The organism is Capillibacterium thermochitinicola (assembly GCF_013664685.1).
Lineage (GTDB): Bacteria > Bacillota > UBA4882 > UBA10575 > UBA10575 > Capillibacterium > Capillibacterium thermochitinicola.
In genome coordinates this window covers 11823-24133 of the sequence record NZ_JAAKDE010000012.1, presented here as the reverse complement: position 1 = coordinate 24133, position 12311 = coordinate 11823, and the positions used below count along the sequence as shown (strand labels likewise).

Annotated in this window: 12 protein-coding genes and 1 tRNA gene; 6 read left to right on the top strand and 7 right to left on the bottom strand. The window is 53.5% G+C overall.

The annotated features are described in order from the left end of the window. Positions 1 to 143: 143 nt before the first annotated feature. Together G5B42_RS06040 and G5B42_RS06035 are read left to right on the top strand one after the other, a co-directional pair. On the top strand, positions 144 to 1571 hold the full coding sequence (locus G5B42_RS06040; protein WP_181339560.1) for an alpha-amylase family glycosyl hydrolase: 1428 nt from the start codon (positions 144 to 146) through the stop codon (positions 1569 to 1571). A gap of 139 nt (positions 1572 to 1710) precedes the next feature. Further along, positions 1711 to 1786 (top strand) — tRNA-Thr (locus G5B42_RS06035). Between the two features lie 115 nt (positions 1787 to 1901). On the opposite strand, the gene G5B42_RS06030 is transcribed toward G5B42_RS06035, so the two are convergent. The 4 genes from G5B42_RS06030 to G5B42_RS06015 all read right to left on the bottom strand — a co-directional run bounded on the left by G5B42_RS06030 (position 1902) and on the right by G5B42_RS06015 (position 6997). Continuing rightward, complete coding sequence (locus G5B42_RS06030; protein WP_181339559.1) at positions 1902 to 3062, bottom strand: ABC transporter permease subunit; 1161 nt, start codon at positions 3060 to 3062, stop codon at positions 1902 to 1904. A gap of 6 nt (positions 3063 to 3068) precedes the next feature. Continuing rightward, the gene (locus G5B42_RS06025) at positions 3069 to 4145 is read right to left on the bottom strand and encodes an ABC transporter permease subunit (protein ID WP_181339558.1); all 1077 of its coding nucleotides are present in this window, start codon (positions 4143 to 4145) and stop codon (positions 3069 to 3071) included. 1 nt (position 4146) lies between these two features. Continuing rightward, on the bottom strand, positions 4147 to 5748 hold the full coding sequence (locus tag G5B42_RS06020; RefSeq protein ID WP_181339557.1) for a sugar ABC transporter ATP-binding protein: 1602 nt from the start codon (positions 5746 to 5748) through the stop codon (positions 4147 to 4149). Positions 5749 to 5863: 115 nt separating this feature from the next. Then, entirely contained in the window at positions 5864 to 6997 is a 1134-nt protein-coding gene (locus G5B42_RS06015) for a DUF3798 domain-containing protein (RefSeq protein ID WP_181339556.1), read from the bottom strand. 294 nt (positions 6998 to 7291) lie between these two features. Here G5B42_RS06015 and G5B42_RS06010 point away from each other — a divergent pair, with 294 nt between their 5' ends. Next, a complete protein-coding gene (locus G5B42_RS06010; RefSeq protein ID WP_181339555.1) occupies positions 7292 to 7504 on the top strand; it encodes a DUF3006 domain-containing protein in 213 nt (70 codons plus the stop codon). Here the strand turns inward: G5B42_RS06010 and G5B42_RS06005 are convergent. From G5B42_RS06005 to G5B42_RS05995, 3 genes are read right to left on the bottom strand one after another with little or no spacing between them, the layout of a single operon-like run. Further along, positions 7480 to 8241 carry an ABC transporter ATP-binding protein gene (locus tag G5B42_RS06005; protein ID WP_181339554.1) on the bottom strand — a complete coding sequence of 254 codons (762 nt, stop codon included), beginning with the start codon at positions 8239 to 8241 and terminating at the stop codon, positions 7480 to 7482. The two genes, G5B42_RS06010 and G5B42_RS06005, sit on opposite strands and share 25 nt — an antisense overlap. A 6-nt stretch (positions 8242 to 8247) precedes the next feature. Further along, positions 8248 to 9003 carry an ABC transporter permease gene (locus tag G5B42_RS06000; protein WP_181339553.1) on the bottom strand — a complete coding sequence of 252 codons (756 nt, stop codon included), beginning with the start codon at positions 9001 to 9003 and terminating at the stop codon, positions 8248 to 8250. Next, on the bottom strand, positions 8978 to 9952 hold the full coding sequence (locus G5B42_RS05995; protein ID WP_181339552.1) for an ABC transporter substrate-binding protein: 975 nt from the start codon (positions 9950 to 9952) through the stop codon (positions 8978 to 8980). Before G5B42_RS05995 ends, G5B42_RS06000 begins: the two co-directional genes overlap by 26 nt. Positions 9953 to 10456: 504 nt before the next feature. Between G5B42_RS05995 and G5B42_RS12120 the strand changes: the two genes are divergently transcribed. From G5B42_RS12120 to G5B42_RS05980, 3 genes are all read left to right on the top strand, one after another. After that, entirely contained in the window at positions 10457 to 10894 is a 438-nt protein-coding gene (locus G5B42_RS12120; RefSeq protein ID WP_181339551.1) for a biotin operon repressor, read from the top strand. Between the two features lies 1 nt (position 10895). Next, positions 10896 to 11429 carry a biotin--[acetyl-CoA-carboxylase] ligase gene (locus tag G5B42_RS12115; protein ID WP_269206175.1) on the top strand — a complete coding sequence of 178 codons (534 nt, stop codon included), beginning with the start codon at positions 10896 to 10898 and terminating at the stop codon, positions 11427 to 11429. Between the two features lie 119 nt (positions 11430 to 11548). Beyond that, the gene (locus G5B42_RS05980; protein WP_331274053.1) at positions 11549 to 12034 is read left to right on the top strand and encodes a biotin transporter BioY; all 486 of its coding nucleotides are present in this window, start codon (positions 11549 to 11551) and stop codon (positions 12032 to 12034) included. Positions 12035 to 12311 lie beyond the last annotated feature (277 nt).

The window sequence follows — 12311 nt, the reverse complement described above, 5'->3', positions numbered from 1 at the left end:
AAACTGATCTTCTTAGTGGTCAAAACTCTGGATGGCGAAAATGGGGATTAGTTTGCTTGCTGTTTGGTTTGGGTAATTTGAAGAAAAGCTGGACAGATTGAAGATTTTTGTTTTCGAAGCTTATCGAAAAGGGGGAATTTGAGATGCGGGTATCCCGAAAAGTCAGTCGGATTGTTGTCTTGCTAGTCCTAATTTCCATGCTCTGCAGCCCATCAGTGCTGGCTGGTGTTATGATGCAGGGCTTCTACTGGGATGTGCCAGGAGGCGGAAACTGGTATAATACGATGAAGTCCAAGGCCTATGAATTACGTTACATGGTCGATGGGTATGGCATCGACCGGATTTGGTTTCCACCGCCCTCCAAAGGGCAAAGCGGCGGTTATTCCATGGGCTATGATCCAGCCGACTATTACGACCTTGGACAATATAATCAGTATGGCTCCACTGAGACCCGGTTTGGGTCACAAGCCGAACTGAAGTCGGCCATCGCCCAATTCAAGAGTTATGGCATATCCTGTATGGCCGACATCGTCTTGAACCACCGATCAGGCGGAGCCAGTGAGTACAACCCAAGAACCGGTTCCAACACTTGGACGGATTTCAGCGGCGTCAAGAGCGGTAAGTGTACCTGGCACTGGGATTCGTTCCATCCCAACAGCTACTGCGGTGGAGATCCGGGCTCCTTCGGCGGTTTTCCGGATATTTGCTATAGAGCCGGTAGCGCCTACAATGACATGAAAGACTGGATGAATTGGCTTAAGAGCTCGTCGAACGCCGGTTTTGACAGTTGGCGCTTTGACTACGTGAAAGGGATTGAGTCTTGGGTCGTGAAGGATATGCGGGCAGCCACGGGCAATCCCTTCAGTGTTGGCGAATTATGGGATTCCAATACGAATCTCCTTGCCGATTGGTGCAACGCCACCGGAGCTTCGGCCTTTGACTTTGCGCTTTACTATACCTTAAGGGATATCTGCAATAATCCCAACGGCGGCGGGTACTTGCCGAACGTGTTTGATCACAGCAAATCCTTCGCGGCAAGATGGCCGATGCGTGCGGTTACGTTCGTTGCCAACCACGATACCGACGAGATCTATCGCGACAAAATGATGGCCTACGCCTTTATCCTTACTTACCAAGGTTATCCTTGTATCTTCTGGAAGGACTATTTTGACTATGGCTTGAAGGATGGGGGCGGAGCCGGAACCCGGCAATGGGGTAATGGTATCCGGCAGCTGGTTTGGTGCCGGGAGAAACTGGCGAACGGAAGTCCGAATATCGAGATTCTGAAGAGTGACGATGGCGACTGCATTATCTACGGTAGTTACGGATATTCCTCATCCGCGCCCGGTTATATTGTTGTCATCAACGACCATCCGAGCGAATGGAAGGGTTACTGGGTAAAAACGAACAACTCCTACCTGAAGAACAAAATGCTGAAGGCTTACGCGTTTTCGTCGACCGTCCACAACCAAAATGTGCAACCTCAGAATAAATACTGCGATGCCAACGGTAATGTCGAAGTTTGGGCACCGCCCAGGGGTTATGCAGTCTACTCGGTCGATGGGCTATAATCCTTGACGATGGCAGAAAAAGCAGCAAAGGTAAGTAGTCCCGGCGTATATCCTTCAAAAACCATCTCTCCGCTTATTGATTGGTTCTTGAAGGCACTAATAAATTGTGCTATAATACATTAATGTTAGGATCAGAAAAGCCAGCGTAGCTCAATTGGCAGAGCAGCTGACTTGTAATCAGCAGGTTATCGGTTCAAGTCCGATCGCTGGCTCCAGGAAAAAATAAAGGTTTCCGGAAACGGAAACCTTTTTTTAGTGAAAAAAGAAGTTGTTCGGTAAGACGAACAACTTCTTTTTCCCTTTTAAGCCCCGGCTTTTATGAATCCTTGATTAATCCTCGGGTACCTGTTCGGCTTGGGCGGCCTGGATTTGTGCGGCTTGTTTCCTGCTCTGCCAAGCGTGGAGGGCCAAGGCGACGGCGATCACACCGTAAGCCAGGAAGCTCCGGAAGTACTCACCGACTTGGGGAATGCCCAGAATGCGCTGGCCGGCCAGGGGGGAAACCACGAACAAGGTGTGGAAGAGCAAGACGCCGAAGATCGCGTTCCAGATGGTGGCTTTGGAGATGGAGGCGCCACCAATCAAAAGGGCGGCGATGGAGAACATCCCGACTTGCTCATGGCTGTTATAGGTGTTAAAGGTGCCGAGGTTTTGCAGGTAGATCAATTGGCCCCAAGCGCCCAGGACGGTCGAGATGATGATGGCAATCAACCGGGTACGGTTGACATTAATCCCGGAAACCTCGGCAATGTGCCTGTCTTGTCCGACGGCGCGCATTTGCTGGCCTAACTTTGTCTTCGTAAAATAAGAGGTGAACAGGCATAAAAGGCCAATGACCAGGAAAGTGGCCCAGGGGATGGCAAAGGGCCCCAGTTTAACGGAACTAAACAAGGCACGGTCCAGAGCCCGGTTGATGGCGATTAAGTCCATGGTATTACGGAGCCCAATCCCCGAAGAAAGCATCATCTTCGGATTGTTCATGGGGATCAGGGTTCCGACCAGGACTAAAAAGACCAGTTGGTAAACGCCGTTGGCGAAGAACCCTAAAATATAACCGGTAACCATCTCCCGCCCCTTGGCGCGGTTGAGCACCAGACCGGTTAACCAACCGAAAAAAACGGAGAAGGGAACGGAGATCAAGGCCGCCAGCAAGAACCCGGGAAGGCCCCCGATCTCCAGATGGGTAACGATGATCAAAGCCGCTTGCCCGGACATGGCCCCGATCACGATCCCAAAGTTTAGCCCTAACCCGGCAAGGACAGGGATGATCAGCGACAAGACCAGAAAGAGGTTCCGGGCTAAACGGGTAATGATCTCATTGACCAAAAACTGCGGGCTAAGGCCGGCGGCGATAATTCCGGCCAGACAAAGCAGAGCAAAGAAAAGCGGAACGGACAGCTCGCTGAGGACGTGGTCAAAGCTTGATTTATTACCTTGTTTGGCGGGTTCCTTCTTTAATATGGTTTTTGGTGCAACTTTTGCGTCAGCCATTATCTTTTACCCCCTTTCGTTCCTTGTTAAAGCGTATAGGATCATACCGTTACTGATAATCATGCGCGCGATCTCGCTGATGTCGGTACCCCGCAGTACGGTTTGGGTTACCGGCAAAGCGATGGTCAGTAAGGTTTGGAAGAGAACAGTTCCGATGATGATATGGCTGACGGTCGCTTTTTTCAGCGAAGCACCGCCGATGAGAGCTGCGGCGACCGCCGGAAAAGCCATATATAAAGGTGCGGTGTACAATTGAAGGAACCCGTAACTTTGCGCGTAAACCAGAGCACCAATGGCGGCGAGGACATTGGAGATGATCACACTGGTATAGCGCATGGCGCGGGTGTCAATCCCGGAAGATTTGGCATACATGGGATTCGCGCCGGTGGCAAGCATGGCCAGTCCCGTGCGGGTGCGGAAGAAGAGATGGATCAGCCAGCAGAATAACCCAAAGAACAACAACAATCCGGTCGGGATGGTCACCCCAAAAAGTTTAAACGCCAGGAAGTTATTGAGAACTTTACTATAGTGTTCATACAAGGTTATCGTAACGCGCAGTCCCTGACCGCCGATAGCCCAGATCATGGACGGATTATTAAAGGGGGCCGTCAACCAGAAGATACACATGCCGGCCACCACCGCAAAACCGACATAGGTCCCGACCATCATCTCCTGGCCACGGACCCGGTCCAGCAGTGAGGCGTATAAATAGCCGGTAATAACGGCGAGCGGAATGGCGCAAAGAATGGCGACGAAGAAGCCGGTAAACCCGGTTAGATTATACTCCAGGCTGATGACGCCCCCGACCAAGCCGCAAACGAAACCGACGGGGAGGCCGAAGTTGAGACCGACCCCGGTTACCAAGGTTGGCAACATGGCGAGGACCAGGAGGCCGTTCATGCCGATCCGCGCCAGGGAGTCGCTCAGCAGGATGGTGATGTCCATTTTCATAACAAAGGCCAAAATAAAGAGGGCCAGGAGGAAACTGCTGATAATCAGGCGTGGCAAGCCGAGTTTTTCGTAGAATGCTTTGAGATGGTGGGAGGTAAAGATATTAGTAACTTTGTTCGTGTTCAATGCCATCTCAACCCACCTCCTTTGTTGGGTGTGTACCGGCGATCATGAGACCAAAGTCCCGGTCGGAAGCATCCGGGGGCAGAATCCCGGTAATTTTCCCGTTGTAAACCACGGCAATCCGGTCGCAGATCCTTCTTAACTCGTTGAGTTCACTGGAGGTCATGATAATGGTCATGCCGTATTCCCGGTTGAAACGGACCAAAAGATCAAGCACCAGTTTTTTCGCGCCGATATCGATCCCCCGGGTCGGTTCCGAGACCCAAAGGATCTCCGGTTGCAGTGAAAAAGCCCGCGCCAGACAGACTTTCTGTTGGTTACCGCCGGATAAGCGGCGGACCGGTTGGTTTGGCCCGGTGCACCGGATATCCAAATCTTTAATCATTTTTAAGGTGTAGTCGTGAACTGCCTTGCGGTCAAGGAGACGCACACCGGGAATTATGGTTGAGCGCAAGAATTTGTTTTGCGCTTCAATGCTGGACAAGACCACGTTGATTGCGATTGATTCGTCCAGTAATAAACCGACCCCGCGGCGGTCTTCAGAAACGAACGCCATTTTGGCATCAAGCGCCGCTCTCGGGTCATTGAGTTTGAGCGGTTGTCCGTCTTTAATGATCCGGCCGCTGGCTGGGTATAAGCCCATGACGCCGTTGGCAATCCCGATTTTGCCCTGGCCGGCCAGTCCGCCAAGGCCCAGGATTTCACCCCGGCGTACTTTCAGGTTTAGTCCCTTGACCCGTTCGCCGGGCATCTCCACTCGCAAATCTTCGATTTCAAGGATAATATCTTCATCGCTGGGGGGAACCGTCCGGGACGGAAGCTGTTCGCGTTCCAGTTTGCGACCGACCATCAATTCGGCGATCTCTTCCACACTGGTTTCGTCCCGTTTTAACGTTTTGACCAGTTCCCCATCGCGCAAGATGCTGATGGTATGGCTGCAGGCCATCACTTCATCCAAACGGTGGGTGATGAAAAGGATGGCAATACCCTGCTCCGCCAAGCGTTTCATCGCTGCGATCAAATGATCGGCTTCACTTTCGGCCAAGACCGCAGTGGGCTCATCAAACACCAACAAGCGGGAGTGGGTTTTGTCAATCTCCCGGGCAATCTCCACAAATTGCATATAACCAACGGGTAATTGGGAGACCAAGGTGCTCTCATCGATGGCTAAACCCAGTTTCTCCAGGGCCTGCTGGCTATCGCGGCGCATGGCGGGGTAATCCAGGGTTTCCATCGCAGAGCCCAGGATTTTACTGGCCAGGTTGGGTCTGGTCCGTTCCCGGTTGAGTTTGATATTCTCCGTAACCGTAAAGCCGGGAATCAGCATAAACTCTTGGTGCACCATGCCGATCCCTAATTCCATGGCTTGACGTGGAGAGGTAATATTGACTATTTGGCCATCCATGAGAATATCGCCTTCAAAGCCACCGGTCTCATGAATAACAGGCATCCCGAAGATCAAGTTCATCAGGGTTGATTTGCCGGCGCCATTCTCTCCGACGATCGCATGAATCTCTCCTGGCTTGACAGATAGGTTGATTCCTTTTAGAACCGTTGTGCCAAAAAATTTCTTCGTAATATTTTTCAGTTCCAGAACTGTAGATTCAGGCAACTTGAAAACCCCTCTCGGTAATAATTATGGCGCCATAGGGGGCGCCATAAGGGAGAAAAGGCGGGGCTGTAAAGCCCGCCTTTTGCATCTCCTTTGGTCAAATGGAAACAGAACTTTATTTTCCAAAGATGTAAGAATCGCCAACGTACATGTAGAAGTTTCCATTATCGCTTAAGCGGGTCATGACGATCTCAGTATCGGCGACTTCACTCAGAACCTTGGAAACCGCGTCGATGTCGTTGAGGTCTAACTTACCTTCCAAAGCCAACTTCGCAATCTCGACACCACCGATGGAGTGGAGGTACCCGGTGGCTATTGGCCAGGTGGCAAAACGGCCGCCTCTACCCATCTCGACGATTTTCTTGTCGATTGCTTTGAGGATCGCGGGGAAGTTACCCTTGATCTCATCGGTAATTTCCAGGGCTAAAGCGCCGGGATAACCGTGGGTCGGGCTCGGGCAGCATTGTTCCGGGAAAATGGCCCCGGTCTGCAAAGCGGCGGCAATGAGCGGCTCCTGCATCGCGCAGTTAGTGGAGAAGAGCGCGATATCCTTACCGTACTGAGCGACCTGACGAGGAACGTCTTCTAAAATAAACTGTTGCGCAGCGGGGATACCGCCTTCACCCATGGGGTCGGGCGCATTAACAAAGACGAATTCGATCCCCAGTTTTTCGCATTCTTCTTTCATCAGGTCACGCCGCTCGGCCAATTGAGCGTAGGACATATGCCGCGGGAAAGAATAGTGCAAGAGCGCTTTGGCACCCATCTCTTTAGCCAGTTGCGGGATGGTCTTACCCCGGGCTGGTTGATTCGGGATAAGGGTCACATCAACAACCGGCTCGACCAGGGGGGGATCCTCGTGGGGTTCACCAGCAATGAAGATCATGTCTGGACGGGTTTCCCGTACCCGGCGGATCGCGGCGACTGTACCGGGAACAGCTTGGTTGATCACGATCGCTTTGATTTCCGGATCGGCCGCCATCCCGGTCACTTGGGCGATGAAGGTTTCCTGTTCCTGCATGAAGTTATCCGGATAAGTCACGTGTTTGATCAGACCAGGATATTTGGCGATAGCCGCCTCTGCTCCCCGGTACTCGTCTTCGTTTTGGGAGACGGTACCAGTGATCAGCCCAATCTTAAAACTGGTTGTATCCGTGGCGACTTCAGGCGCGGAAGATCTTGTGAAATAAAAGGCGAGGGCGCCAACGAGAACAACCGCCAAGATAAGAATGAGAACCTTTTTCGACACAACACCAACCTCCTATGTTTTCTAGTGTAGCTTGAAGTCTTAGAACTGTGAGTTCTATATTAAGCAATCTAATTCTCCAACCAACGGTATTCTCCTCCTTTGATTTGGATAATAACAAAAGTTGTTAACAGGTAAAAAGAGGAGCGACTAAACGAAAAAGGAAGTTATCCCAAAGAAAGGGCGGCGGGTTAAATCTTGGTTGCCGGGCCGGGCGGAAATTGATAAAATTAATACGATATAGGTAAAAAGAGGAAAATCCGGCGGCGCCTTATGGTTGGGAAGGGGGAGGCTAAGATGCGGGTGATTATCGACCGGTTTGAAGAGGAATATGCCGTCGTCGAACTGGAGGACGGTTCCATGGCTTATCTGCCGGCAAAGCTGTTACCCGGGGCCAGGGAGGGGGATGTGGTTGAGATCAAAGTGGACCAGGCGGAGACGGCGCGGCGGAAAAGGCTGATCCAGGAATTACGAAAAAAGGCGGTTCAAGGAGAAGACGGACGAGGGTAACCCGTTAATGTTTCCTCTTCGCCAATCAGGTCGGCGGAGATCCGTTGCTCAAGTTGGAGGAGGGGCAGGGCGGTTGGCTTCCGTTCCGGGCGCGGGAGGTTAATGACGTGGTGACTTTTGACCACGGTGGGTTTGGGCGACAGAACATACACTTCATCCGCCAGCAGGAGGGCTTCTTTGGGGTCATGGGTGACGAAGACCACAGTGCGGGGGTCCGCCGCCCACAACTGCAGGAAACGGGTCATCAATGCCCATTTCAAACTCAAATCCAATGACTTGAAAGGTTCGTCCATCAGGAGAAGGCGGGATGGGTAAGCCAGGGCCCGCGCGATGGCGACCCGTTGTTGCTGCCCGCCGCTGAGTTTGCGGGGATAGGCGTCCCGGTAGGCGGCGATCGCCATCTGTTCCAAATAGTAGTTAATCCGCCCCGTCAGTTCGGAACGGGGAATGTGATCCTTTAAAACAAAGGCCAGGTTTTCGGCGACGGTTAACCAGTCCAGCAGGCGCGGTTCTTGAAAAAGGTAGCTGATGGGTTTGTTGTCCACCCCGGTGACCTGTCCCTGGTCGGGCTTTTTTAGACCGGCAATAATCGAAAGCAGGGTGGTTTTCCCGCAACCGGAAGGACCAAGCAAGGCGACGATGCTGTTGGTCTTCACGGTTAAGGACAGGCCGGCCAGAACCTGGAGCGACCCGTAGGACTTGGTAATTCCGGATAACGTAAATTCGAACTGGTTCACTGGTCGTTACTCCCAATACAATAATCGCTTCCGGATCAGGGCATTCAGGATCCGGTCAAAAAAAAGGCTGATCGCAATCACCACAATGGTCCAGGCAAAAACTTCGGGGGTCTGCAGATAAGTACGGGCCGTATCCATCCGTGCCCCGATCCCCCAGCGGGGATAGGCCAGAACCTCGGCGGCGATCATGACCTTCCAGGTCAAACCGAGCCCCGCCGCCGCGGCGGTGGCCAGATAGGGGAGGATGGCGGGTAAATACATCCGGTAAAGGGTGGTCGGAAAACGGACGCGGTAAAGGCGTGCCATCTCTTTCAGTCTGGGGTCGACCTGGCGGACACCTTCGGTGACGTTCTGCGTGATCAACGGAAAGACCACCAGAAACGTGACGAAAAGGGTGACGGCATCTGATTCGAACCAGATGAGGGCAAGGAGAATCAGGGCCATGGAAGGGGTGCTCCGGATGACCGTGAGCCAAAGGTGGAAAAAGGTTTGGAAGCCCGGGTGTAACCCGGAGAGCAGACCCAAAAACAGGCCCGCCAGAAAAGATAGGCCGAAGCCGGCCAGGCCGCGGCTGAGGGTGGCGCTCAGATGCGCCCAGAAGCCGCCCGAGGTAAGCAGGCGGCAGAGTTGGTTTAGGGTCACCACCGGGTTGGGAAGGATGATCTCCTTCCCAACCCACCTGGCGGCCAAAGACCAGACCACAAAAAGCGTCAGAAGTGAGCCGACGGTGATTACTTTATTTTTGTAGATAGAAACCTTCATCCGGCAGTTTGCCTCCAATTGATTGCGGCTGGAAAGAATGGAGTTTCGCCAGGAAATATTCGATCTCGGCTTGGACCTGGTGGGCCTCGTCAAACCGGAGATTGCACCGGGGAATCGCCTCGGTGGCCGCCGCGGCGGAGATGAAAAGATGTTTTTCCGCCAGACTACCGGCGGCACCCGGATTATTGACCACCCAGGCACTGGAGTCGGCCGCCGCGTTTAGAAAAGCGCGGACTACGGCCGCTTTTTCTTTGACGAGCAGTGATCTGACGACCAAAGCACTTTGGGGGTAGGAGACATCCCGCTTTTCCAGGCGCGCCCATTCTTTTTGGTAATCAAGGAGCACGGACAAAGCCGTATTGCGGGCCAGGGCTTCCGTGACCCAGGGTTCGGGCAGGGTTGCCAGGCGGACCTTATCGGCGATGACCAGTTGCGTCAGCTCGGCCGGGCTGGCATAGTACTGGATCCGGACATCCCGTTCCGGATCGATCCCGTTGGCCTCTAAGAAGTACCGGAAGAGCAGATCCGGGGTGCTTCCTTTCCCGGTGACGCCGATCTCTTTTCCTTTCAGGTCGGCCCAGGACACGATCGTCGGATCATGGCCCACTACGTACATGACACCCCAGTTGGTGATCGCGGCCAGTTGCACCGGGATGCCGCGGTTATAAAGGATGGCGGCGAGGTTGGTGGGTACGGCGGCGATGTCGGCCTCCCCCGCGATGATCTTGGCGCTCATCTGGTCCGGACTCTTGATGACGGTATAGTTAAACGTAACCCCCGGCACAATCGCCGGTTGTTCTTCCAACAGTTTAACCAGAGAGAGTCCGGTCGTCCCGGACAGGACCATCACATTAATCGACGTTTCCGCGGCCTTGTTAACGGTCGGCAGCGGAGAAGCGACCACAAGGGCGAGGATTAAACAGGCGGTGAACAAAGTTTTTTTCCACATCGCAATCCCTCCAGCTTTCGTTCTTTGCCAAAGGCCCTGACCTGACGGTTTGTTATCTTGACGAAAAAAGCCTGTCCACGGACAGGCTTGTCTTGATGGCGACGAACTCCCTTTGCTTCAGGACAAGCCTTGGCCTCAGGTAATGACGGTCGGTTCTGTGGGGTAAGGCGTACCTTTTCCCGTAGAACTATGCAATCCTATTTTATCCCGCTTTGGGCCGAAAGGCAAGAAAAAGAGGTTAAGAATTGGATAACAGCGCAACATATGTCAACCATGATTGCAATAACGGTTGACAAAGGGGAAGCTTTTGAGTAGACTAGAAACGATTTCCGCGCCATTCGATCGGGATGGCGAACGCCACCGGGACCGGAAGGTATTCCTACGGTACCAAGAAATTCAAGGCAGTCGGGAATTTCATCCGGTCTGTGCCGGATAAATAAAGGTATATGGAATCAAGCATATGATTCCACGCACAACCAGTAACGAAAAGCGAGGGGCGGTAAGATGTCGGAATTGGGAACTTTGGTTGACCTCCTTGACCAGGGGACGTTTGTCTCGGGCGAGGAACTGGCCGCCCGGCTGGGCGTCAGCCGGACGATGGTTTGGAAGCAGATTAAAGCCTTACGGGAACTGGGGTACAAAATTACGGCCCATCCCCGGCGGGGCTATCATTTGGTCGGCCGGCCCGATAAACTCTACCCCTGGGAGGTGGCAAAAGGCCTGGCAAACCGGCTGATCGGGCGGACCATCGAGTACTACGATGAACTTCCTTCCACCAACCAGCGGGCGAAAGAGCTGCTTAACTCGGCAGACGAAGGGACGGTGGTCCTGGCCGAGGCCCAGACCGCCGGCCGTGGCCGGTTGGGGCGCAGTTGGTTTTCACCGCCCGGCACCGGTATTTGGCTCAGTATCATCCTGCGCCCCCCCCTTTTCCCCGTTTGAGTTGCCCAAGCTGAACTTACTGGCGGTGGTGGCCCTTTCGCGGGCCGTCAAAGCCGCCCTGGACTTCCGCCCGTTGGTGAAATGGCCCAATGACCTTTATTATCAGGACCGCAAACTCTCCGGGATCCTGACCGAGGTCAGCGGGGAGCTGGGCCGGATGGAACACGTCATTTTAGGGGTGGGGATCAACGTCAACCAACGCCTGAACGATTTTCCCCCTGAGCTAAGGGGCAAGGCCGGCTCGCTCCGGATGGTCACGGGCCGTTTGGTGGACCGTAAAGATTTGCTCCGCAAATACCTGCAGTGTTTTGAGGAGGAGTATTTCCATGCATTGGAGCACGGGTTTGACCGCTGTTTGGCGTACTGCCGGCAGTACACGGCCACCTTGGGGCGGCCGGTGGAGGTGGACGACGGCAGGAACGTCTACCGGGGCGAAGCAGTGGCCATTGCCGACGACGGGGCCCTGATCATTGACCACGACGGGCAACGCTCCCGGGTTGTGGCCGGTGACGTGCAGCCGCTCTTTGACCGGTAAGGATCGGTTTTATGCTTTATGATTATGGCGAGGAGGGATCTTTTTGTTTTGGTTGCAAAAACGCAAGCGGACGGAGAAAATGGTTTTGGTGGCGCTTTTTTCCGCTTTGACCTGGCTCGGTGCCTATCTGCGGGTGGAGATTATCCCCCCCCGTTCCGTTCACCCTTCAGAATTTAATGGTGATTATGGCCGGAATTATGCTTGGTCCCCGTTACGCCCCGCTGAGCCAGTTGGTCTACCTACTCCTTGGGCTCGTCGGCGTTCCGGTCTTCAGCCAGGGGGGCGGGCTTAACTATGTCTTCCGGCCCGGTTTCGGCTTTATCCTCGGCTTTGTCGGAGCGGCAGCGGTGGTGGGTGCCTGCAGTCCGTTGATCCGGAAGCCCACCTTTCTAAAGTGTTTCGGCCTCACTTTAACGGGGATGCTTGTTATTTATCTCATCGCCCTCCCCTATCTTTATTTCCTCAACCACTTGGTCTTGAAGCAGCCGGTGGCCTTCACGCAACTCGCCTTGGGCATGACCCCCTTTCTCCTGGGCGATCTCGTGAAGGCGCTCTTGATCGCCGGACTGGTGCCGCCCTTGTGGCGCCGCCTTCCGGAGCTTTAAGCCTCCGGAGCTTAAGCCGCGGGCAGCCGGTTTAAAGAGTTATGCTTTATCCGCAATAAAATAACCTGGTCCGGAGAGAATAATAAGGTAAAAGAAGACCTCCGAAGCGGAGGCGTCAATTTACCGATGGCGTTGTTTGATGATAATCATGGTTTTTCCCTTCATTTTGAGGAGCGGATTTAAAAAGGCAGCCAAAAGACGACACATAATATACCCTCCTTTTGGGAAAAATCTCTGCTGACCCTTTACAAGTTATTCCCTTCATTATATGATAAAC

Bases quoted from the DNA above. Each gene is read 5' to 3' on its own strand.
- G5B42_RS12120 (WP_181339551.1), top strand. From the start codon at position 10,457: ATGTCGGAATTGGGAACTTTGGTTGACCTCCTTGACCAGGGGACGTTT.
- G5B42_RS06040 (WP_181339560.1), top strand. From the start codon at position 144: ATGCGGGTATCCCGAAAAGTCAGTCGGATTGTTGTCTTGCTAGTCCTA.
- G5B42_RS06025 (WP_181339558.1), bottom strand. From the start codon at position 4,145: ATGGCATTGAACACGAACAAAGTTACTAATATCTTTACCTCCCACCAT.
- G5B42_RS06010 (WP_181339555.1), top strand. From the start codon at position 7,292: ATGCGGGTGATTATCGACCGGTTTGAAGAGGAATATGCCGTCGTCGAA.
- G5B42_RS05995 (WP_181339552.1), bottom strand. From the start codon at position 9,952: ATGTGGAAAAAAACTTTGTTCACCGCCTGTTTAATCCTCGCCCTTGTG.
- G5B42_RS06030 (WP_181339559.1), bottom strand. From the start codon at position 3,062: ATGGCTGACGCAAAAGTTGCACCAAAAACCATATTAAAGAAGGAACCC.
- G5B42_RS06000 (WP_181339553.1), bottom strand. From the start codon at position 9,003: ATGAAGGTTTCTATCTACAAAAATAAAGTAATCACCGTCGGCTCACTT.